The sequence below is a fragment of the Cupriavidus sp. CuC1 genome (assembly GCF_044627735.1).
Classification (GTDB): domain Bacteria; phylum Pseudomonadota; class Gammaproteobacteria; order Burkholderiales; family Burkholderiaceae; genus Cupriavidus; species Cupriavidus ulmosensis.
On sequence record NZ_JBIUHC010000163.1, the window covers coordinates 1 to 22,246 of the forward strand.

Consider the following 22,246-nt stretch of genomic DNA (forward strand, 5'->3'; position numbering starts at 1 on the left):
TAACGGCAAGAAGCGTCCGCTGGGAATTCCATGTATGCGGTGCCGGGCGATGCAGGCTTTATGGAAGCTCGCTCTGGAACCCGTCGCGGAGACCCTGGCAGACGCCAATTCCTACGGCTTTCGGCCCGAACGCTCGACCGCCGATGCCATCGAACAGTGCTTCAAGGTTCTGGCCAAGCGTGCCTCGCCAGAATGGATTCTGGAGGGTGACATTCGAGGTTGTTTCGACAACTTCAGTCATTCCTGGTTCCTGGAGAACATACCGATGGATAAGGGGGTTCTGCGCAAGTGGCTTCAGGCCGGATATATCGATGAGGGAACCCTGTTCGAGTCGTGGGCGGGTACACCCCAAGGGGGTGTCATCTCGCCCGTGATCGCGAATATGGCGCTGGATGGGCTTGAAGCAGCAGTTCATGCAAGTGTGGGAACATCCAAACTTGCTCGCAGCAAGGCTCAACTCAACGTCGTCCGCTATGCCGATGACTTTGTGGTGACTGGCGTATCGAAAGATGTGCTGGAATCCCGGGTGCTTCCCGCGGTTAGGCAGTTTATGGCCGCCCGAGGCCTGGAACTCTCGGAAGAGAAGACCAGAATCACCAACATAGTGGAGGGTTTCGATTTCCTTGGCCAGAACGTGCGCAAGTACGGCGGCAAACTGCTGACCAAGCCAGCGAGGAAAAGTATCAAATCGCTGCTGGACAAGGCCAGGGAAGTCATCAAAGGCAACGCGAGTGCCACCCAAGAGGTGTTGATCCGTAGGCTGAACCCGATCATTCGGGGATGGGCTATGTATCATCGCCACGTCGTGGCAAAAGCGACCTTCTCTTCGATAGACTCGCACATCTGGCACCTGCTCTGGAAGTGGGCAAGACGTAGGCACCCCACGAAAGGAGCCCGGTGGGTCAGGCAACGGTACTTCCGGCGAGACGGACACCGGTCCTGGGACTTTGCGACGAAGGGTTCAACCGAGGGTGACACCTGCGGCCTGCAACTCTTCCGCGCAACGACGGTCGCGATTCAGCGCCACGTCAAAATCCGGGGACTGGCCAATCCATTTGATCCAGCATGGGACATCTACCTTGCCCGCCGTCGATCCGCGAAACGCTCCGTCGGGCTGCCCGGTGCCATCCAATGGCGCTGAAGGAATGGCTTGAGCCGGATGCGGGGCGACTCGCACGTCCGGTTCTTAGGGGGCGGCGGCGCAGTAATGCGTCGCTGCTACCCGACCAAGTACGAGAATCCGGTGGACCCGGTGATCGACCAGCTATTGCGCGCCGGCATGGAACCCGTTCAAACGATTATCCTGAGCCACAGTCACTGGGATCATGCCAGCGGCATTAGCGACTTCCCGAATGCCACGGTGCTGGTGCATCCGGCGGAGCTGTCGGTGATCAGGCGCCCTACCGCTGGCGTCGGCGGCAGCTGGCCCTCGCAAGTCAGCGCGCAATCGATCAAATGGAAAAGCTTGGCATTCGAACCGGTGTCATACAAAGGGTTCGCGAACAGCCGGGATCTCTATGGAGACGGCACGGTCGTGCTCGTTCCTCTTCTCGGTCATACCCCCGGTTCGATCGGCATGTTCATCTCTGTCGACTCCGGAGCACAGTACTTCCTGGTGGGCGATGCAGTCTGGAATGCGAAGGCATTGAAGCTTGGCAGCCCGAAGTTCTGGGCAGCACGCTGGTTGGTGGATGGCGACATTGAACAAACCCAGGATGCCGTGGATCAGATTCGCGCGCTGGCGGGCAGGCATCCGGATATTGTCGTGGTTCCGGCGCACGATGGGCCGGTACAGACGTCACTGGGATACTTCCCAGCCTGGGTGGAATGAGGTGACGTTCAGGCCGGCGCCTTCCCCATTCCGTGCAGACTCTCCTGACGCCCGCATCAGGCACTGCTGACCGACTCGATGGCCAATGCCAGCTTGGCCACCGCAGGCCCGATCTCCTCCTCGCTGACCCCGCCGTAGCCCAGCACTAGGCCGTTGCGCGAGCGCAGGGGATTGGCGTAGTAGGACGACAGAGGGCGCGCCACGATCCCGTTGGCCAGCGCGCAACGGGATACCAGGTGATCGTTGGCCCGACGCAGCAGGACGGTGAGGTGCAGCCCGGTATCGGTGCCGACGATATCGATCTCGCCGTCCAGCCGGCGCTGCAATTCGTGCGTCAGGAGGGCCTGGCGCTCGCCATAGATCTTGCGCATGCGCCGGATATGGGCGGCGTAATGCCCGTCCGCGATGAACAGCGCTAGCGCGGTCTGAATCTGCAGTTGCCCACCGCGATACAGCTCGGAGTGCGCTACGGCGAAGGCATCCACCAGTGACGGCGGCAGGATCAGGAAGCCAAGCCGCAGGCCGGGGTACAGCACCTTGGAGAAGCTGCCCACGTAAATGGTGTTGCGATGGGGATCGAGGCCCTGCAGCGACGGCTGGGGCGCGCCGTGGTAGCGGAACTCGCTGTCGTAGTCGTCCTCGATGATCCAGGCGTCGTGGCGATGCGCGAGCTCCGTCAACAAGCGCCGGCGCGCCAGGCTCATCACCACGCCGCTGGGATACTGGTGCGACGGGGTCACGAAGATGAGCTTGGGCGCGGTTTGCGGTGCGGCGGAAGGCTGCATGCCCTGCGCGTCCACCGGCACCGCCTCGACCTTCAGGCCCGCGGCGCGAAACACGCTGCGCGCGCCCCAGTAGCCGGGGTCTTCCACCCACACCACATCGTCCGGATCGGCGAGCAAGCGGGCGCACAGATCGATGGCCTGGTGGCTGCCCTGCGTCACCACGATCTGCTCGGGCGAGCAGTCGACGCCGCGCGCGAGCGCCAGGTATTGCGCCAGCGCGCGCTTGAGCGGCGGGCAGCCGTGCCGCGTGCCATAGCCCAGCTGTTCCTGGCAGGCGGCTTTCCAGACCTGCGTGATCAGGCGCTGCCATGTCGCGCGCGGGAACTGCCGGACATCCGGAATGCCCAGCACGAACGAGCCAACCTGCCGGTCCGATGCGCCGGCGCCATCGAGCAACTCGCGGGCTCTGGCAGACAAGCGCGATGCCTCGCGTAGCGGCGCGATCTCGCTCGCCTGGCTCAAGCCGAACACACGCTCGCGCAGCGCGGGATCGGGCGGGGCGTTGCCGACGTAGGTGCCACTGCCGCCCTGTGTCAGCGTATAGCCCTCCTCGGTGAGGCGCTCATACGCATACAGGACCGTGTTGCGGGCGATGCTCAGGCCTTTGGCAACCTCGCGTGTCGGCGGCAAGCGCGTACCGGCGGACAACTGGCCCGCAAGAATCGCGCCGCGGATGTCGTCAAACAACTGCCGGTTTAAGGGAAGGCCCGGGAGGCCCGATCGGTCGGGTTGAGCCCAGTGACTGCGCCCGAGAAGCCAGTCGATTAGTGGCGTCTCTTTCAAAGTCTTCGCTCCCTCTTGCTCGTTGAGCCTTGACTCTGGGCTGGTGACTACCGGCATCACCCTGCGTACAGCACCTTGTAACGTACGCTACAAAAAACTTCACAGCGTTGAGTCAGGCATTGCATTGACAGACGATACACGCAGCCTTGGCAAGGCGAAACCGAGGGTTTATACGCGCTTTGACCTGGCTACCAAGATGATATTCTCCGTTTTGTTTCAAGCACTGTAATGTTTATTACACCACGTTGGCGTGCGGCAGTGCCTCACATGCCACTTTTCGGAGAGCGCTTGGCCAACGCATCAATCAGGGAAATGCTGGCAGGCCAAGCCGCCGGATTCACCGCGTCGGAGTTGAAGGTGGTGGAAACGCTGCTCGCCTGCTATCCGAGTGCCGCGCTGACATCCATCTCGAGCCTCGCGGCGCAAGCGGGGGTCAGCGACCCGACGGTGTACCGGCTGGTCGTGAAGCTTGGCTTCGACGGCTACCCGTCGTTTCAGCGAGCGCTTCTCGCGGAGGTCGACGAGGCGATGAACTCGCCGCTCTCCCGGCTTGGCGCGCTGGGCACCATGGCACCGGGAGAGGACTTCCAGAAGAACTCGCTGGCAAGCCTGGCGATGTCGGTTGAGCGCGTGGCGCAGTGCGCGGCGCCGGATGACTTCAATGCCGCCGTCGAACTGCTTGGCCATGCGCGGTCCGCCGTGTTCTGCACCGGCGGACGGTCGAGCTTGTTTCTGGCCTCTCGGCTTGCCTCGCACCTGACGCATATCCGGCCCAAGGTCCGTCTCGTCGAGCCTGCCCTGGAGCGCGCGAACGAGGTGCTGGTCGACATCGGGCCAAACGATGCGCTGGTTGTCTTCGATTACCGCCGCTATCAGAAAAGCGTGATCGACTTTGCGGCGGCGGCGCATCGTCTCGGCGCAAGGATCATTCTGTTTACCGACGAGTGGAAGTCGCCGATTGCCAGCTTCGCCACGGCCACGTTAAGCAGTTTTGTACAGACCGACTCGCCGTTCGACACCAAGGTACCCGCGCTGGCGCAATGCGAGACGTTGATTGCCGCGCTCATTGCCCGCTATCCCGAAGCAGCAAAGCTCCGGCTCGAAGCCATCGAGGCGATGCGCAGATCTGCCACGCCCGAAGGCGCACCCATTGATTTCTAATTTCTAGAATGTCTTTCCTTTCAGGAGAATGATGAAATGGCCACTCAGCACTTTTCATTGATGCGCCGCGGCAGCCCGCTGGCCGTCGCGCTCGCCCTGCTAAGCGCATGCTCGACGCAGACCGGCGTGTCTTCAGCCCCGCCGGCTACTACCGTCCCCGCGGCGACTGCCCTGCCCCCGGCCCCGGAGGTGTCGTCCGGCTACCGGCAGGGCATGACGACCGCTTACGCCGACAAGCACATGGCCGCGGCCGCCAATCCTCTGGCCACCGAAGCCGGCCGCAAGATCCTGCGCGCGGGCGGCACGGCCATCGATGCGGCCGTTGCCATGCAGGCCGTGCTGACGCTGGTGGAACCGCAAGCCACCGGCATCGGCGGCGGCGCCTTCATCATGTACTGGGACGGCAAGCGCGTGCAGGCCTATGACGGTCGCGAGACCGCGCCCGCCGGTGCCGACGAGAACCTGTTCATGCGCCCCGACGGCAAGCCCATGAGCTTCAGCGAAGGGCAGATCGGCGGGCGCTCGGTGGGCACCCCCGGCGTGTTGCGCGCGCTGGAGCTGGCGCATCGCCAACACGGCAAGCTACCCTGGGCCAAGCTGTTCGAGCCGGCCATCGCGCTGGCCGAGCAGGGTTTCCCGATTTCGCCGCGCCTCTATACGCAGATCGCCGCCGACAAGTTCCTCCCGGCCTCGCCCGAGATGGCGGCCTACTTCCTGACGTCGGACGGCAAGCCCAAGCCCGTCGGCACCATGCTGAAGAATCCGGCGCTGGCCAAGACGCTGCGCGAGATCGCTCACCGCGGGCCGAACGTGCTCTATACCGGCCCCATTGCCAGCGAGATCGTCAAGCAGGTCAACGGCAGCGCCAATCCGGGCTCGCTGTCGCTGGTGGACCTGAAAGATTACCGCGCCAAGGAGCGCGCGCCCATTTGCAGCGATTACAAGCGCTGGACGATCTGCGGCATGCCGCCGCCTTCGTCAGGCGGCATCGCGATCGCGCAGATGCTCGGCTCCTTGCAGGCGCTGGAGGCCAGGAACCCGAAATACGCGCTCGCCGCGCTGAAGCCTAAACAGGTAGCAACGCCTGCCGGTGTCGAGCCGGGTATCGACGCCGTGCACGCGATTTCCGAGGCCGGGCGCCTGGCCTATGCCGACCGCGGGCTCTATGTGGCGGACTCGGATTTCGTGCCAGTCAATGTGGCGGGGCTGCTGAGCCGCGACTACCTGGCAAGTCGCGCTAGCCTGATCGGCGATGAGAGCATGGACAAGGCGCAGGCCGGCGTGCCACCCGGAACCAGTCTCGCGCTGGCGCCGGACCGCTCGCCGCCGCGCGTGTCCACCTCGCAGATCGTCGCGGTGGATAACACGGGCGGCGCGATTTCCATGACGACCACCGTGGAGAGCTACTTCGGCTCGCACCTGATGGTGCGCGGCTTCGTGCTGAACAACCAGCTCACCGACTTCTCCTTCACGCCGAGCGAGAACGGCAAGCCCGTCGCCAACCGGGTGCAGGCCGGCAAGCGTCCGCGCTCGTCGATGGCACCCACGCTGGTGTTCGACCGCGAGAGCGGCAAGCTGGTCGCAACCGTGGGCTCGCCCGGCGGCTCGCAGATCATCGAGTACGTGTCCAAGACGCTGGTGGGCCTGCTGGACTGGAACATGGACGTGCAGGCGGCCATCAACATGCCCAACTTCGGCAGCCGCAACGGACCGACGGAAGTGGAAGCCGGCCTCGTCAGCCCAGCCCTGGTGCAGGGCCTGAAAGACCGTGGGCATGAGGTCGCGCAGATCGAGATGACCAGCGGCACGCAGGCCATCATGCGCCGCCAGCGCCCCGATGGCACGTGGGCCTGGGCCGGCGGCGCCGACCCGCGCCGCGAGGGGGTGGCACTGGGGGATTAAGCGCGGTTGTGCGATGGTGCCTTCGGTGCTTTCGGAGCGCCGGGACTGCGATGCAGAAGGCCGGCCCTAGGGCCGGCCTCCTGCGTTGCGGCTGGCCAGCCGTTACTCGTAGGAGAAGAAGCTGCCGAGCTTGTCCATGCGTTCGAGCGCCATGCCCGCGCCCCGCACCACGCAGGTCAGCGGGTCATCGGCCACCAGGACCGGCAGGCCGGTTTCCTCGGCCAGCAGGCGATCCAGTTCGCTTAGCAGCGCCCCGCCGCCGGTGAGCATCATGCCGCGCTCGGCGATATCGGCGCCGAGTTCCGGCGGGGTCTGCTCCAGCGCGATCTTGACCGCCGACACGATCTGGTTAAGTGGTTCGGTCAGCGCTTCCAGGATTTCGTTGGACGACACCGTGAACGCGCGCGGGATACCTTCAGACAGGTTGCGGCCCTTGACCTCCATTTCGCGGATGTCGGAACCCGGGAACGCCGAGCCGATTGTCTTCTTGATGGCCTCGGCGGTCTGCTCGCCGATCAACATGCCGTAATTGCGCCGGATGTAGTTGACGATGGCCTCGTCGAACCTGTCCCCGCCCACGCGGATGGAGCCCTTGTAGACCATGCCGCCCAGTGAGATGACGCCGACCTCGGTCGTACCGCCGCCGACATCCACCACCATCGAGCCGGACGGCTCCGACACCGGCAGCCCCGCGCCGAGCGCGGCCGCCATGGGCTCCTCGATCAGGTAGACCTGGCTGGCGCCGGCGGCCAGCGCGGATTCGCGGATGGCGCGGCGCTCGACCTGGGTCGAGCCGCACGGCACGCAGATGATCATGCGGGGTGACGGCCGCAGCAGCTTGGTGTCGTGCACCATCTTGATGAACTGCTTGAGCATCTGCTCGGTGACCCGGAAGTCGGCGATCACGCCGTCTTTCATCGGGCGGATGGCCTCGATATTGCCCGGTACCTTGCCCAGCATCTGCTTGGCTTCCTTGCCCACCGCCTCGATGGTCTTCTTGGGATTGGGACCACCCTGCTGACGGATCGCGACGACCGAGGGTTCGTCCAGGACGATGCCCTTGTCGCGCATATAGATCAGAGTGTTGGCAGTGCCGAGGTCGATCGCGAGATCGTTGGAAAAGTAGCTACGGAGAAATCCAAACATCAGGAAACTTTCATCTGGTGGTTCGCAAGCATGCGAACCGGCGGGCGCCACTTCTGGCGACCAGCAGGCTATGAATAGCGACGCGTGCAGAAGGCCTTCACGCGTCACGCGTCGAGCGCAGCGGCCTTCGGCGGTGGCCGGCGCTCCGTCGATTGGTGTGAGCGGCAGAACTCGGTGACGGCCATAGCCACATGGCTCAATGGCGAAATCGACCACCTGGCAACCGCTGTATAACGCACATATCTGAAAGCGCGCCAGGATCACAAAAAAGCCTGGCGAGCCTCAACCGGAACATCCCTTGGCTCGGGGAGTGGCGTGAGCCGTACTTGCGCCACTCCGGGGCGTGAGCTGGATGTTCACCGGGAACGAATGATACCTTGCGGCAAGGTCTTCCTGCCCGAAAACGGCGTCCGTCAGCCCGTGGCGCAAGCCGTGAGGTTGAAGGCCGGTCCGTGGGCCGGCCTTCTCTTCTTTCTCAATGCGGCTGCGGCCACACGTCCCGCAAGCAACCCAGCAACACCTCGAACGCCGGCCCTATCGCCTCCTCCGGCACGCACGCATACCCAAGCAGCAATCCCCGCTGCACTGCATCCCCCAGAAAATAGCGGGACAGCGGCCGCACCAGGATGCCGCGGCGCCCGGCCTCCTCCGCAATCGCGACATCGTCCGCGCCGTCCGGCAGGCAGAGCACCAGGTGCAAGCCGGCATTGCTGCCATACCGGTGCAGCGCGCCGGGCCCGAGGTAGCGCTCGATCAGCCCCGCCAGGATGGCGCGGCGGCGGCCGTACAGCAGCCGCATGCGGCGGATATGCGCGGCATAGTCGCCGGCCTGCATGAACTCGGCCACAGTGGCTTGCGTCATCAGGTGGCCAGCCCGGTACAGCTCGGAATGCGCGGTCTGGAAGGCGCCGGCCAGCGCGCGCGGCAACACCATATAACCCATGCGCAGGCCGGGGAACAAGGTCTTGCTGAAGGTGCCGATATAGATCACCGGCGCTTCCGGCTCCATGCCTTGCAACGACGGAATGGGCTGGCCGGAGAAACGGAACTCGCTGTCATAGTCGTCTTCGACGATCCAGCTGCCCTGGCGCCGGGCGTACTCGAGCAAGGCGCGCCGGCGCATCAGGCTCATGACGGCGCCGAGCGGATACTGGTGCGATGGCGTGACGAAGATAAAGCGCGGTGGCTGGCCTGCATCATTCTCCGCCGGTATCGTCAGCCCTTCTTCATCGACCGGTACGGGCATCATGCGGATGCCGTTCATCTGCAGCAAGCCGCGAATCCCCCAGTAGCTCGGCTCTTCCACCCACGCTTGCTCGCCCGACATGCCAAGCATGCGCACCAGCAGGTCGATGCCCTGGTGAATGCCTTCGGTGATCAGCACCTGGGAGGCGTCGCATTGCACCGATCGCGCCACCCGCAAATGGGCCGCCACGGCTTCGCGCAGCGCAGGCAAGCCGCCGCCATGGCAATAGCTGAGCCGCTCGGGCGGCGGATTGCGCCACAGGCGCGCGGCGATCTGCGCATAGCGCTGGTGCGGGAAACGCGTCACATCCGGCACGCCCGGCATGAAGGCGCCCCACTGCGAGGGCGACGCCGAGGCATTGGCCAGCAATTCCAGGCCACGCGGCGACAGGCCGGGCATGGCCCGGCCTTGCGCGCTGCTGCTTTCGCTGGCCTTGGCATTGAGATAGGCCTCCGGCGCGGTGGCGGCCACAAAGGTGCCGCTGCCGGTGCGGGCATGCACATAGCCCTCGGCCAGCAACTGCTCATACGCAAACATCACCGTGTTTCTTGACATGCCAAGCTCGGACGCAAGATCGCGCGACGGCGGCAGGCGGGTCTGGGGGCCAAGGCTGCCATCCAGGATGGCCCCGCGGATGCACTCGTAAAGACTGCGATTCAACGGTTTCACAAGCGCTGCGGGACCGTCCGGACCCAGGCGCTGGAGCAGCAAGTCGCCACAGATCGATCTCAATTGGCACCATCAGATATGTGAATGCGGTACTGGATTGTAGTGCCAAAGGAAGTTGAAATGCACTGCATCGTTGCGATCGGGAGCGATCGACACCCAGCGACATTCGAATCCGGCCGGCAAGCGCCGGCCTGGCCATATCAAGCACCACGGAGAGCCCATGAAGAACCTCGAACTGAATCAGCGCCGCGCCCTTGCCACCCCCCGCGGCGTCGGCGTGATGTGCGACTTCTACGCAGACCGAGCGGACAACGCCACGCTCTGGGATGTGGAGGGCCGCGAATACACCGACTTTGCCTGCGGCATCGCCGTGCTCAACACCGGCCATCGCCATCCGCGCGTGATACAGGCGGTGATGGCGCAGCTCAAGCGCTTCACGCATACCGCCTACCAGATCGTGCCTTACGAGAGCTACGTGGCGCTGGCCGAGCGCATCAACGCCCTGGTGCCGATCGATGGGCTGAAGAAGACCGCGCTGTTTACCACTGGCGCCGAGGCCGTGGAGAACGCGGTCAAGATCGCCCGCGCGCATACCGGGCGCCCCGGCGTCATCGCATTCTCCGGCGGCTTCCATGGCCGCACCCTGCTTGGCATGGCGCTGACCGGCAAGGTGGCGCCGTACAAGGTCGGCTTCGGGCCGTTCCCGTCCGACATCTATCACGCGCCGTTCCCGTGCGAGCTGCATGGCGTCGGCACCGAGCAATCCATCCACGCGCTGGAGTCGCTGTTCAAGACGGATATCGACCCGCAGCGGGTTGCGGCCATCATCATCGAACCGGTCCAGGGTGAAGGCGGCTTCCACCCGGCACCGGTGGATTTCATGCAAAAGCTGCGCGCGCTGTGCGACAAGCACGGCATCCTGCTGATCGCGGATGAGGTGCAAACCGGTTTCGGCCGCACCGGCAAGCTCTTTGCCATGTCGCACTACCCGGTGCAGCCCGATCTCATCACCATGGCCAAGAGCCTGGCGGGCGGCATGCCGCTGTCGGCCGTCTGCGGCCGCGCCAGCATCATGGACGCGCCGCTCCCCGGCGGCCTGGGCGGCACCTACGCCGGCAACCCGCTGGCGGTGGCTGCGGCTCACGCGGTGATCGAGACCATCGAAGAAGAACGGCTGTGCGAGCGCGCCACCGCGCTTGGCGTGCAACTGAAGGCCATGCTGCAAGCAGCGAGCAACACCTGCCCGGCGATTGCCGACATCCGCGGGCTTGGCTCCATGATCGCGGTGGAGTTCCACGATCCGGCCACCGGGCAGCCCAGCGCTGAACTCGCCAAGCGGGTGCAGCAGCGCGCCATGGAGGCCGGCCTGATCCTGCTGACCTGCGGCACGCATGGCAACACCATCCGCTTCCTCTACCCCCTCACCATCCCGCAACCGCAGTTCGACGCAGCACTGGCGGTGCTGGCGAAGGTGCTTGCCGGCCTCGCCGCATGAACGCGGACACCAAGGGAAACACCATGCAATTGCAACGACCCGAGCTGCTGCGCAGCGCCTGCCTGATCGATGGCGAATGGACCGGCGCCGCTAGTGGCGATGTATTGGCGGTGCACAACCCGGCTACACACGATGTGGTCGGCACCGTCCCGAGCTGCGGCGCGGCCGAAACGCGGCAAGCCGTGGACGCCGCGGCGCGCGCGCTGCCGGCCTGGCGCGACCTGACCGGCAAGGCCCGCGCCGCGGTGCTGCGCCGCTGGGCCGACCTGATGCTGGCGCACCAGGAAGACCTGGCGCAGCTCATGACCGCCGAGCAGGGCAAGCCGCTGGCGGAGGCGCGTGGCGAAGTCGCCTACGCGGCCTCCTTCCTCGAATGGTTCGGCGAAGAAGCCAAGCGGGTGGACGGCGACGTACTGCCCAGCCCGCGCGCCGGCCAGAAGCTGCTGGTCCTGCGCCAGCCGGTGGGCGTGTGCGCGGCGATCACGCCCTGGAACTTCCCGGCGGCCATGATCACCCGCAAGGCCGGCCCGGCACTGGCCGCCGGCTGCACCATGATCGTGAAGCCTGCCGAGCAAACCCCGCTGACCGCACTGGCGCTGGCCGCGCTCGCCGAACAAGCCGGCGTGCCCCGCGGCGTGCTGCAGGTGGTCACCGGCGACCCGGTCCAGATCGGCGGCGTGCTGTGCGAGAGCCCGGTGGTGCGAAAGCTGAGCTTCACCGGCTCGACCGCCATCGGAAAACTGCTGATGGCGCAATGCGCCGGCACGGTCAAGAAGCTCTCGCTGGAACTCGGCGGCAATGCGCCGCTGATCGTGTTCGAGGACGCCGACCTCGACCGCGCGGTGGACGGCATCCTGGCCTCGAAATTCCTCAACAGCGGCCAGACCTGCGTCTGCGCCAACCGCATCTACGTGCACGACGCGGTGTACGACGAGGTGGCACGCCGGCTGGTGCACGCGGTGAGCGCCCTGCGTCCCGGGCACGGCATCGACAACGATGTCACGCAAGGCCCCTTGATCGACGCCGATGCCGTCGCCAAGGTGGAAAGCCATATCGCAGATGCGCTCGCCCATGGCGCACGCGTGCTGACCGGGGGCAAGCGCCATGCGCTTGGCGGCACCTTCTTCGAGCCCACGGTCGTGGCTGGCGCCACCGCTGCCATGCGCGTCGCGCGCGAGGAAACCTTCGGGCCGCTGGCACCGTTGTTCCGCTTCAAGGACGACCAGGAAGTCATCGCCATGGCCAACGACACCGAGTCCGGCCTCGCCGCTTACTTCTTCTCCAGGGACATGGCGCGGGTGTGGCGCGTGGCCGAAGCGCTGGAATACGGCATGGTCGGCATCAACACAGGGCTGATCTCCAACGAGGTGGCGCCGTTCGGCGGCGTCAAGCAATCCGGCCTCGGGCGCGAAGGTTCCAGCTACGGCATCGACGAGTACCTGGAGATGAAATACCTCTGCCTGGAACTCGGCTGATCGACCGGCAGAGCCGGCGCCTATGTCCGCGTGGACCGCCCGCGAGGCGGTTCCATCGACTAATCCCGATTGGCTCTTATTTACGCGCCGGATGTTCCTTATGCTAGCTAAACCCAATGAGCCGGGCCTTTTAACGCTAGAAGGCCATTCATTGCGTTAGCCATTCAACGAGGAGAGAACATGTCGAATACCGGTAGCGCCCTGCGCGAAGTCGATAGCCTGTTGGTCCCTGCCACCCATGCCGAAAGCGCGCCGGCCGCAGATGCGCCGGGCAAGGTGCAGGAACGCCTGAAGAAGGCAAAGAAGAAAATCGCGGACGTGCAATACGTAGTCGTGGAAAAGAGCCGGCACACGGCGCGCGTCGCGGACGACTACGTGCATGAAAGCCCCTGGACGGCCATCGGTGTGGCTGCCGCTGTGGGCGTGCTGATCGGCTGGCTGATCGACCGGCGCTAAATCCCCGGCGCCACACGCCAAGGTATCCGCCCGGGCCGCCAACCACCTCGTCCCGGGCGCCATCCCTGCAGCAGTCCCTCTCAGCAATCCCTACAGCATCCCGCAGTCGCTCGATTCCGCAGCCTTGCCCATCAGCATCAACTGCGGGTCCGGCACATGGCTGATAAACGACCATAGCTCATCGATCAGCGGCTTCGTGCTGGCCGCCGAGCGGTACAGGCGGATGTCGAGGCTGGTTGCCCACGAGGCAGGCCCTGCCACCACCAGCTTGCCCTCTTTCAGCTCGTCGCTGACGCAGCTCTCGGGCAACCAGCCCACGCCGTGCCCGGCGACGACCATGGCCTTAAGGGCCTCCGACATATGCGTCTCGAAACAACGCTGCAAGCCGTACGGCTCCGGGGCATTAAGCAGGATCATCTCGACCACGTTGCCAAGGAACGCGCCGGATGAGTAGGCCATGAAGGGCAAGGGCTTGGCGCTCGTGCCCGGCAGCCGGAAGATCGGCTGTCCGTGCTTGTCCGGCGCCGAGAACGGGAGGATCCGCTCGACACCCAGCATCAGGAACGGGAAGCCGTTCGGGTCAAGCAGGATCGGCAATTGCTGATGGTGGTAGCCCAGCAGGATGTCGCAATTGTCATCCACCAGTTGCTGCACGCCCTCTGGCACGTTCACCGCATGCACGCAGGCGCTCAGGGACCCGAAGCGCTCGTGCAGGTACTTGAGCCAGGTCGGGAAGAAGGTAAAGACCAGGGTGTGGGCCACCGAGAATCGAATGACCTTGTCGCTCTCGGCAAGGGGCTGGCGGCTGCTCAGCAGTGCGCGTGCGGCATAAGCGTCACGCAGCAGGTCGGCGGCAAGCCGGCGGAACAGCCAGCCAGCCGTGGTCAACGTGGCCGGATGCACGCTGCGATCCACCAGGCTGGCGCCAAGCCACTCCTCAAGGGCCATGATACGGCGACTGAACGCCGACTGGGTGATATGCCGGTCGCCTGCCGCGCGCGAAAAACTGCGCGTTTCAGCCAAGCACAGGAAGTCTTCAAGCCACTTGGTTTCCATAATGGAATGTACTCAACATCAGGGGGGACGCGCTGTCTATAGCACATCATACGGCAACGCGGTGCTGCACAAATCGGTGGAACCCCGATAGCACCATGAATATTTTGCGCCGCATTATTCCGAATTTGCAACGTCCCTCCCCGGCCTCCCGTGGCTAGCGAAAGGCCTAGGTACTCGCTTAGTACTTCCAGAAGATCTTCTGCAGTTCCTTGGTGTCGTTGGTCTTGGTCAGTGCCAGCGCCATCAGGATGCGTGCCTTCTGCGGCAACTGGTCGTCGGTGACCAGCCAGTCGTACTTGTCGTCCGGTTGCTCGGCATTGCGGACCACCACGCCGCTGCCGGTGCGCGAGGCGCGCACGATCTGCACGCCCTTGGCGCGGGCGGCCTTGAGCGGCTCGACCATGTAGTCGCCCACGCTGCCGTTGCCGGTGGCGGCATAGACGATGGCCTTGGCGCCGTTCTTCACCGCCGCATCGACGCTGGCCGGGTTGACGTTGCCGTAGGCGTACACCACGGCCACTTCAGGCAGCTTGTCGATCTTGTCGATGTCCCATTCGGTCTGCATGGTATGCGGGCGCGCCGGCAGGCGGTAGTACAGCGTGCGGCCCTCCACCACGTAGCCAAGCGGGCCAAACGGCGAGCGGAAGGTCTCGATCTTGAAGGTGTTGGTCTTGGTGACATCGCGCCCGGTATGGATCTCGTCGTTCAGCACCGCCAGCGTGCCCTTGCCCCTGGACTCCGGGCTGGACGCCACCAGCACCGCGTCGTACAGGTTGAGCGCGCCGTCAGCGCCCAGCGCCGTGCCCGGGCGCATCGACCCCACCACCACGACCGGCTTGTCGCTCTTCAGCGTGAGGTTGAGGAAGTAGGTGGTTTCCTCGATGGTATCGGTGCCGTGGGTAATCACGATGCCGTCCACGTCCGGCTGCTTGAGCAGCTCCGAGACGCGCTTGCCCAGCTTGAGCAGGCGCTCATTGTTGAAGCTCTCCGAGCCGATCTGGAAGACCTGCTCGCCCTTGACATTGGCTACCTTGGAGATCTCCGGCACCGAGGCGATGATCTTGTCCACCGGCACCACGGCCGACTGGTAGGCCGCGGTGTTGGTGGCGGCGGCGCCCGCGCCGGCAATGGTGCCGCCGGTGCCGATGATCACGATATTGGCCTTGCGGGCTTCGCTGGGTGCGCCGGCCTGGGTAGGCGCGCCAGACGGGGAAGCAGAGGGAGCAAGCTGGGCATGGGCAACACCGGTGGTCAGGCTGGCGGCAAGCAACAAGGCGCTGAGGGTGTTGAGACGTGCAAAACGCTTCATAGGTTTCTCCATGCGTTGGATATCAGGCGCTCGATTGGGGCACGCCAAATAGTGATGATAGATGATGAGCGGGCGATGATACGGGAACCAAAACACGCCCGTATCCGTATAAGCCCTGATATTGCGATGCAAAATTCGCGACGAAGTATTCGGAAAAATCATCACCCTGCGCGGTATCCCGCCTGCTGCGCTCAGGTCTCTCTTTACGCCTTGCCGATAGCGCGGATGCTGCATGAGTAATTCGCGGCACGCCATGACAAATTCGCATCATGGTCGCTACCTGTCGACGGATTACCTAGAGTCAACTCCTCCCTGATGTCAATTTGCGAGGAGCAATTCAATGACCGCTGGAACCTTTAGAACCGAACATGACCTGCTGGGCGACCGCGAGGTCCCGGCCGATGTCTACTACGGTGTACACACGCTGCGCGCGGTGGAAAACTTCCCGATCACGGGCACCCCGATCTCCATCTACCCGGAACTCATCAAGGCGCTGGCCTATATCAAGCAGGCGGCCGCGCTGGCCAACCACGAACTGGGCCTGCTCGACGAGCCCCGTTGCGATGCCATCGTCGCGGCCTGCGCGGAACTGCTTGGCGGCAAGCTGCACGATCAGTTTGTCGTCGACGTGATCCAGGGCGGCGCCGGCACCTCGACCAACATGAACGCCAACGAGGTCATCGCCAACCGCGCGCTGGAACTGATGGGGCACAACAAGGGCGAGTACCAGTACCTGCACCCGAATGAGCAGGTCAACATTGGCCAGAGCACCAACGACGTCTACCCGTCCGCCCTCAAGATCGCCACCTGGTTCGGCATCCTGGGCCTGGTGGATGCCATGGGCGTGCTGCGGGCCGCCTTCGAGCGCAAGGCCGAAGAGTTCAAGCATGTCCTGAAGATGGGCCGCACCCAGTTGCAGGACGCCGTGCCGATGACGCTGGGGCAGGAGTTCAGCACCTACGCCGTGATGCTCGGCGAGGACGAGGAGCGGCTGCGTGAAGCCGCCCTGCTGATCTGCGAGATCAACATGGGCGCCACCGCGATTGGCACCGGCATCACGGCGCATCCCGACTACGCGCCGCTGATCCTCAAGCGGCTCAAGGAGATTACCGGCATCCCGCTGATGACCGCGCCGAACCTGATCGAGGCCACGCAGGACTGCGGCTCCTTTGTGCAGCTCTCCGGCGTGCTCAAGCGGGTAGCGGTCAAGCTCTCCAAGACCTGCAACGACCTGCGGCTGCTGTCCAGCGGCCCGCGCGCCGGCCTGGGCGAGATCAACCTGCCGGCGATGCAGGCAGGGTCCAGCATCATGCCCGGCAAAGTGAATCCGGTCATCCCGGAGGTGGTCAACCAGATCGCATTCGAGGTCATCGGCAACGACATCACGGTCAGCTTCGCGGCCGAAGCCGGCCAGCTGCAGTTGAATGCCTTCGAGCCGATCATCGCGCACAGCCTGTTCAAGAGCGTGAGCCATCTGCGCAACGGCTGCCTGACGCTGGCCGAGCGCTGCGTCAAAGGCATCACCGCCAACGAAGAGCGCCTGCGGGCCTCGGTCGAGAACTCCATCGGCATCGTGACGGCCCTGAACCCGTACATCGGCTATGCCAACGCCACCGCCGTTGCGCAGGAGGCCCATGCCACCGGCGGCAGCGTGTACGAGATCGTGCTGCAAAAGGGCTTGCTGACCCGGGAGGAACTGGACCAGATCCTGCGCCCGGAAGTGCTGACGCAGCCGACCCCGCTGAGCCTGGCTCCCCGCGCACGCTGATCCGGGGGGCAAGGCGTGCCCGGCGCCAGACACGGCCCCGCCGGGTCCGCCCTGCCCCGATATCGACGGTCAGACCAGGATCTGGCCGCAACCGCTGGAGACAACGCATCATGAAGGCAAACAAGCTCACTACCCGGATCATGATCGCCATGGTCCTGGGCATCATCACCGGCTATCTCTGCAACCGCCTCGTGCCCGACGCGGCGATGGCCAAGGAGATCGCCGGCTACTTCTCCATCGTCACCGACGTCTTCCTGCGGCTGATCAAGATGATCATCGCGCCGCTGGTGTTCGGCACGCTGGTGGCCGGGATCGCCGGCATGAAAGACGCCAGCGCCGTGGGCCGCATCGGCGTCAAGGCATTGGGGTGGTTCATCACCGCATCGCTGATCTCGCTGCTGCTGGGCATGTTCTTCGTGGACCTGCTGCAGCCCGGGCATGCGCTGAACCTGCCGTTGCCGGAAATCGGCACGGCCACCAACCTCAAGACCTCCACGCTGAACCTGAAGGACTTCATCACGCACGTCTTCCCCAAGAGCGTGTTCGAGGCGATGGCGCAGAACGAGATCCTGCAGATCCTGGTGTTCTCGCTGTTCTTCGGCTTTGCCATTGCGTCGTTCAAGGGCAAGGTGGGCCATCACCTGGTGGCGTCGATCGAGGAGCTGGTGGCGATCATGCTGCGCGTCACCGACTTTGTGATGCGCTTCGCGCCGCTCGGCGTGTTTGCGGCCGTGGCGGCTGCCATCACGGTGCAGGGCATTGGCGTGCTGTTTACCTACGGCAAGTTCATAGGCGGCTTCTACCTGGGCTTGCTGGTGCTGTGGCTGGTGCTGACCGCGGCAGGCTACCTGTTCCTGGGCGGGCGGGTGTTCACGCTGCTCAAGCTGATCCGCGAGCCGACGATCCTGGCGTTCTCGACCGCCAGCAGCGAGGCCGCCTATCCCAAGACCATGGAGCAGATGGAGAAGTTCGGGGTGCCCAACAAGGTGACCGGCTTCGTGCTGCCGCTGGGCTACTCGTTCAACCTAGACGGCTCGATGATGTACCAGGCCTTTGCCGCGCTGTTCATCGCCCAGGCCTACAACATCGAGCTGAGCCTGACGCAGCAGATCACGATGCTGCTGGTGCTGATGGTCACCAGCAAGGGCATCGCGGGCGTGCCCCGGGCCTCGATCGTGGTGGTGGCGGCCACCCTGCCGATGTTCAACCTGCCGGAAGCGGGCCTGCTGCTGATCCTGGGCATCGACCAGTTCCTCGACATGGGCCGCACCGCCACCAACGTCATCGGCAACAGCATCGCCACGGCCGTCGTCGCCAAATGGGAAGGCGAGCTTGGCGCCACCCAAGCGGCGGACACCGAGGGTGCCATGGGAGCCGCAGACGTGGCCTAAGCACCGGTACAGCAGCCCCGGGCTGGCTAGGCGCGGGTATTCCCTGACAGTCCCGCATGAAATCTCATAACGATCACCCCGCCTGAATATGGATTCCCGACCGGGCAGCCGGCCGGCCATGGCGGGTTTCCTTTCCAATCAATGACTTGCGCAACCCACATCACTGCGTTTGCAGTGGCATGCCTCTTGCTGAACAGATCTGCCACTGCAGCACCCGACACAACCAAAACAGAACACGTGGAGACACTATGAGCGCACGAGAAGCGGGCGATCTCGATCCTATCGAGACCGCGGAATGGCTGGAGTCCTTGCAAGCGGTGACCCAACACCGCGGCACCGAGCGCGCCAACCAACTGGTCAATGCGCTGGTGGACGAGGCGCGGCGCGATGGCCTCTACGTGCCGCGCTCCCTGACCACCGGCTACCGCAACACCATCGCCCCGAAAGACGAAGCGCAATCGAGCGGCGACCGCGCCATCGAGCACCGCCTGCGCTCGATCATCCGCTGGAACGCCATGGCGATCATCCTGCGCGCCAACAAGGAATCGTCGGAGCTGGGCGGCCACATCGCCAGCTTCCAGTCGGCGGCAACGCTCTACGACATCGGCTTTGGCCACTTCTGGCACGCGCCCACCGACACCCACGGCGGCGACCTGCTGTACATCCAGGGCCACAGCGCGCCGGGGATCTATGCCCGCGCCTTTGTCGAAGGGCGGCTCACCGAGCAGCAGCTGCTGGGCTACCGGCAGGAGACCGGCGGCACCGGGCTGTCCTCCTACCCGCACCCCTGGCTGATGCCGGACTTCTGGCAGTTCCCCACCGTGTCGATGGGCCTGGGGCCACTGATGTCGATCTACCAGGCGCGCTTCCTCAAGTACCTGCAAGGCCGGGGCCTGGCGGACACCGCGGCGCGCAAGGTCTGGGCCTTCATGGGCGACGGCGAGATGGACGAGCCCGAATCGCTGGGCGCGATCTCGCTGGCCGGCCGCGAGCGGCTGGACAACCTGATCTTCGTCATCAACTGCAACCTGCAACGCCTGGACGGCCCGGTGCGCGGCAACGGCAAGATCATCCAGGAGCTGGAATCGGTCTTCCGCGGCGCCGGCTGGAACGTGATCAAGGTGGTCTGGGGCGGTGGCTGGGACAAGCTGCTGGCCAAGGACAAGAGCGGCCTGCTGCTAAAGCGCATGGAGGAATGCGTCGACGGCGAGTACCAGGATTTCAAGAGCAAGAGCGGCGCCTATGTGCGCGAGCACTTCTTTGGCAAGTACGAGGCGCTCAAGGCGCTGGTCGCCGACATGAGCGACGACGAGATCTGGGGCCTCACGCGCGGCGGCCACGATCCCGAGAAGGTGTTTGCCGCCTACGCGGCAGCTGTGAAGCACACAGGCGAGCCGACGCTGATCCTGGCCAAGACGGTCAAGGGCTATGGCATGGGCGAATCCGGTGAAGGCCAGATGATTGCCCACCAGGCCAAGAAGATGACGCAGGACGCCCTGCGCGGCTTCCGCGACCGCTTCCAGATTCCGGTCAGCGACGAGCAACTGGCCGAAGTGCCGTTTATCAAGCCGGCCGAAGACAGCCCGGAAATGCAATACCTGCGCGCCCGGCGCGCGGCGCTGGGCGGCTACCTGCCGGCACGCCGCAGCAAATCGGCCTCGCTGGAGATTCCGCCGCTATCCACTTTCCAACGCCTGCTGGACAGCACCGGCGAGCGCGAGATCTCCACCACCATGGCCTTCGTGCAGATGCTGGGCACGCTGGTGCGGGACAAGGCCATCGGCAAGCACGTGGTGCCCATCGTGCCGGATGAATCGCGCACCTTCGGCATGGAAGGCATGTTCCGCCAGCTCGGCATCTACTCCTCGGTCGGCCAGCTCTACAAGCCGCAGGATGCCGACCAGCTGATGTACTACCGGGAGTCCAAGGACGGCCAGGTGCTGCAGGAGGGGATCAACGAGGGCGGTGCCATGTCCAGCTGGATTGTGGCCGCGACCTCGTACAGCACGAGCAACGTGCCGATGATCCCCTTCTACATCTACTACTCGATGTTCGGGCTGCAGCGGGTCGGCGACCTGGCGTGGCTGGCGGGCGACATCCGCGCCCGCGGCTTCCTGCTGGGCGGCACCGCCGGGCGCACCACGCTCAACGGCGAAGGCCTGCAGCACGAGGACGGCCATAGCCACATCATCGCCGGCACCATCCCGAACTGCGTCTCCTACGATCCCACCTTTGCCTATGAGGTGGTGACGATCGTGCGCGAGGGCATGCGCCGCATGTACGAGCAGCAGGAGGATGTGTACTACTACATCACCCTGATGAACGAGAACTACGCGCACCCCGGCCTGGCGGACGCCCACGCCGGCGCGGGTACCGAGGAAGGCATCCTCAAGGGCCTGTACCTGCTCAAGGACGGCGGCAAGGCCGGCAAGGGCGGGCTGCGCGTGCAGCTCATGGGCAGCGGCACCATCCTGCGCGAAGTCATCGCGGCAGCCGAGTTGCTGAAGGCGGATTTCAACGTCACGGCGGACATCTGGAGCGCCCCCAGCTACAACGAGCTGCGCCGCGACGGCATGGCCACGGAGCGCTGGAACCTGCTGCATCCCACCGAGCCCCGCCGCAAGAGCTGGGTCGAGGCCAGCCTGGCAGGCCATGACGGCCCGGTGATCGCCTCCACCGACTACATGCGCAACTACGCCGACCAGGTGCGCGAGTACGTGCACGCCGCCGGGCGCCGCTACGTGGTGCTTGGCACGGACGGCTTTGGGCGTAGCGACTACCGCGCCAAGCTGCGCAGCTTCTTCGAGGTGGACCGCAACCACGTGGCCGTGGCCGCGCTCAAGGCGCTGAGCGACGAGGGCGCGATCGAGCCAGCGGTGGTGGCCGAGGCCATCGCCAGATATGGCGTGGATAGCGAGCGCGCAGCGCCGTGGACGGTCTGACAGGCGAAGGAATAAAGACAATGAACCAAGCCATTGATATCAAGGTGCCCGACATCGGCGACTTCAAGGACGTGCCGGTCATCGAGCTGTTCGTCAAGGTGGGAGACCTGGTCAAGCCCGAGGACCCGCTCGTCTCGCTGGAGTCCGACAAGGCCACCATGGAAGTGCCCGCGCCGCACGGGGGCGTGGTCAAGCAGATCCACGTCAAGCTGGGCGACGCCGTCAGCGAAGGCAGCGTGCTGATGCAGTTCGAGGGGGCCGGGGCTGGCACCACCGTCGCCGCGCCGGCGCAAGCCTCCAAGCCCAGCGTGAGCGCGCCGCCCTCCCCGGTCAGCGCGCCCGCCGGGCTGGCCGAGGTGCGCATTCCCGACATCGGCGACTTCAAGGACATCCCGGTGATCGAGATCTTCGTCAAGGTCGGCGACACCGTGAAGGCCGAGGATGCGCTGCTGTCGCTAGAGTCCGACAAAGCCACCATGGACGTGCCAGCCCCGCTGGGCGGCGTGGTGCGGGAGATCCGCGTCAAGGTGGGCGATACCGTGAGCGAAGGCAGCATCATCATGGCGCTGGCCACCGGCGATGCGCCGGCGGCCGCGCAGGCGAGCGCGGCGACGGCGCCTGTGGCTGCCCTCGCCGCCGCAGCCCCCGTTGCACTGGCCGCCGCTTCCGGTGGCGTCGACGAATCCGCCTTCGCCCTGGCCTACGCCGGACCGGCCGTGCGCAAGCTGGCGCGGGAGATGGGCGTGGACCTGGGCAAGGTGCGCGGCAGCGGCGAGCATGGCCGCATCCTGCGCGGGGATGTCGAGGCGTTCGCGCGCGACGGCGCCCCGG

The 22,246-nt window shown here is 65.0% G+C and carries 16 protein-coding genes; 11 read left to right on the forward strand and 5 right to left on the reverse strand.

Annotated elements, in window-relative coordinates; all coding sequences use genetic code 11:
• Both ltrA and ACGLHR_RS42065 read left to right on the forward strand, forming a co-directional pair.
• Positions 1 to 1,141 (forward strand): group II intron reverse transcriptase/maturase (ltrA, locus tag ACGLHR_RS42060; protein WP_400101785.1); only part of this gene is annotated, 1,141 nt, incomplete at its 5' end.
• A gap of 102 nt (positions 1,142 to 1,243) precedes the next feature.
• Positions 1,244 to 1,831, forward strand: a complete 588-nt coding sequence (locus tag ACGLHR_RS42065) for an MBL fold metallo-hydrolase (RefSeq protein WP_400101787.1) — start codon at positions 1,244 to 1,246, stop codon at positions 1,829 to 1,831.
• A 56-nt stretch (positions 1,832 to 1,887) separates the two neighbouring features.
• Here the strand turns inward: ACGLHR_RS42065 and ACGLHR_RS42070 are convergent, their stop codons facing one another.
• The gene (locus ACGLHR_RS42070) at positions 1,888 to 3,399 is read right to left on the reverse strand and encodes a PLP-dependent aminotransferase family protein (protein ID WP_400101789.1); all 1,512 of its coding nucleotides are present in this window, start codon (positions 3,397 to 3,399) and stop codon (positions 1,888 to 1,890) included.
• A 288-nt stretch (positions 3,400 to 3,687) separates the two neighbouring features.
• Here ACGLHR_RS42070 and ACGLHR_RS42075 point away from each other — a divergent pair, with 288 nt between their 5' ends.
• Both ACGLHR_RS42075 and ggt read left to right on the forward strand, forming a co-directional pair.
• On the forward strand, positions 3,688 to 4,560 hold the full coding sequence (locus tag ACGLHR_RS42075; protein WP_400101791.1) for a MurR/RpiR family transcriptional regulator: 873 nt from the start codon (positions 3,688 to 3,690) through the stop codon (positions 4,558 to 4,560).
• A 36-nt stretch (positions 4,561 to 4,596) separates the two neighbouring features.
• The gene (gene ggt / locus ACGLHR_RS42080; RefSeq protein ID WP_400101793.1) at positions 4,597 to 6,462 is read left to right on the forward strand and encodes a gamma-glutamyltransferase; all 1,866 of its coding nucleotides are present in this window, start codon (positions 4,597 to 4,599) and stop codon (positions 6,460 to 6,462) included.
• Between the two features lie 102 nt (positions 6,463 to 6,564).
• Here the strand turns inward: ggt and ACGLHR_RS42085 are convergent, their stop codons facing one another.
• Positions 6,565 to 7,608 carry a rod shape-determining protein gene (locus tag ACGLHR_RS42085; protein ID WP_400101795.1) on the reverse strand — a complete coding sequence of 348 codons (1,044 nt, stop codon included), beginning with the start codon at positions 7,606 to 7,608 and terminating at the stop codon, positions 6,565 to 6,567.
• 475 nt (positions 7,609 to 8,083) lie between these two features.
• Positions 8,084 to 9,586, reverse strand: a complete 1,503-nt coding sequence (locus tag ACGLHR_RS42090) for a PLP-dependent aminotransferase family protein (RefSeq protein ID WP_400101797.1) — start codon at positions 9,584 to 9,586, stop codon at positions 8,084 to 8,086.
• Positions 9,587 to 9,743: 157 nt separating this feature from the next.
• Between ACGLHR_RS42090 and ACGLHR_RS42095 the strand changes: the two genes are divergently transcribed.
• From ACGLHR_RS42095 to ACGLHR_RS42105, 3 genes are all read left to right on the forward strand, one after another.
• Positions 9,744 to 11,018 (forward strand): 4-aminobutyrate--2-oxoglutarate transaminase, encoded by a 1,275-nt coding sequence (locus tag ACGLHR_RS42095; RefSeq protein WP_400101799.1) that lies wholly within the window; start codon positions 9,744 to 9,746, stop codon positions 11,016 to 11,018.
• A gap of 23 nt (positions 11,019 to 11,041) precedes the next feature.
• Positions 11,042 to 12,493 carry an NAD-dependent succinate-semialdehyde dehydrogenase gene (locus ACGLHR_RS42100; protein WP_400101801.1) on the forward strand — a complete coding sequence of 484 codons (1,452 nt, stop codon included), beginning with the start codon at positions 11,042 to 11,044 and terminating at the stop codon, positions 12,491 to 12,493.
• A 180-nt stretch (positions 12,494 to 12,673) separates the two neighbouring features.
• A complete protein-coding gene (locus ACGLHR_RS42105; protein WP_400101802.1) occupies positions 12,674 to 12,949 on the forward strand; it encodes a YqjD family protein in 276 nt (91 codons plus the stop codon).
• 90 nt (positions 12,950 to 13,039) lie between these two features.
• Here the strand turns inward: ACGLHR_RS42105 and ACGLHR_RS42110 are convergent, their stop codons facing one another.
• Together ACGLHR_RS42110 and ACGLHR_RS42115 are read right to left on the reverse strand one after the other, a co-directional pair.
• Positions 13,040 to 14,005, reverse strand: a complete 966-nt coding sequence (locus ACGLHR_RS42110) for a LysR substrate-binding domain-containing protein (protein WP_400101804.1) — start codon at positions 14,003 to 14,005, stop codon at positions 13,040 to 13,042.
• Between the two features lie 178 nt (positions 14,006 to 14,183).
• Positions 14,184 to 15,314, reverse strand: coding sequence for an asparaginase (locus ACGLHR_RS42115; protein ID WP_400101806.1), 1,131 nt, complete (start codon positions 15,312 to 15,314; stop codon positions 14,184 to 14,186).
• A 340-nt stretch (positions 15,315 to 15,654) separates the two neighbouring features.
• Here ACGLHR_RS42115 and aspA point away from each other — a divergent pair, with 340 nt between their 5' ends.
• The 4 genes from aspA to ACGLHR_RS42135 form a co-directional block, all read left to right on the forward strand.
• Positions 15,655 to 17,082 carry an aspartate ammonia-lyase gene (gene aspA, locus ACGLHR_RS42120; RefSeq protein ID WP_400101808.1) on the forward strand — a complete coding sequence of 476 codons (1,428 nt, stop codon included), beginning with the start codon at positions 15,655 to 15,657 and terminating at the stop codon, positions 17,080 to 17,082.
• Between the two features lie 110 nt (positions 17,083 to 17,192).
• On the forward strand, positions 17,193 to 18,473 hold the full coding sequence (locus tag ACGLHR_RS42125) for a dicarboxylate/amino acid:cation symporter (protein WP_400101810.1): 1,281 nt from the start codon (positions 17,193 to 17,195) through the stop codon (positions 18,471 to 18,473).
• 248 nt (positions 18,474 to 18,721) lie between these two features.
• A complete protein-coding gene (gene aceE / locus ACGLHR_RS42130) occupies positions 18,722 to 21,415 on the forward strand; it encodes a pyruvate dehydrogenase (acetyl-transferring), homodimeric type (protein ID WP_400101812.1) in 2,694 nt (897 codons plus the stop codon).
• A gap of 20 nt (positions 21,416 to 21,435) precedes the next feature.
• A partial coding sequence (locus ACGLHR_RS42135) for a biotin/lipoyl-containing protein (protein WP_400101813.1) occupies positions 21,436 to 22,246 on the forward strand: 811 nt, incomplete at its 3' end.

Coding starts and splice junctions, on each gene's coding strand:
- ggt (WP_400101793.1), top strand. CDS start 4,597: ATGGCCACTCAGCACTTTTCATTGATGCGCCGCGGCAGCCCGCTGGCC.
- ACGLHR_RS42085 (WP_400101795.1), bottom strand. CDS start 7,608: ATGTTTGGATTTCTCCGTAGCTACTTTTCCAACGATCTCGCGATCGAC.
- ACGLHR_RS42095 (WP_400101799.1), top strand. CDS start 9,744: ATGAAGAACCTCGAACTGAATCAGCGCCGCGCCCTTGCCACCCCCCGC.
- ACGLHR_RS42100 (WP_400101801.1), top strand. CDS start 11,042: ATGCAATTGCAACGACCCGAGCTGCTGCGCAGCGCCTGCCTGATCGAT.
- ACGLHR_RS42105 (WP_400101802.1), top strand. CDS start 12,674: ATGTCGAATACCGGTAGCGCCCTGCGCGAAGTCGATAGCCTGTTGGTC.
- ACGLHR_RS42110 (WP_400101804.1), bottom strand. CDS start 14,005: ATGGAAACCAAGTGGCTTGAAGACTTCCTGTGCTTGGCTGAAACGCGC.
- ACGLHR_RS42115 (WP_400101806.1), bottom strand. CDS start 15,314: ATGAAGCGTTTTGCACGTCTCAACACCCTCAGCGCCTTGTTGCTTGCC.
- aspA (WP_400101808.1), top strand. CDS start 15,655: ATGACCGCTGGAACCTTTAGAACCGAACATGACCTGCTGGGCGACCGC.
- ACGLHR_RS42125 (WP_400101810.1), top strand. CDS start 17,193: ATGAAGGCAAACAAGCTCACTACCCGGATCATGATCGCCATGGTCCTG.
- aceE (WP_400101812.1), top strand. CDS start 18,722: ATGAGCGCACGAGAAGCGGGCGATCTCGATCCTATCGAGACCGCGGAA.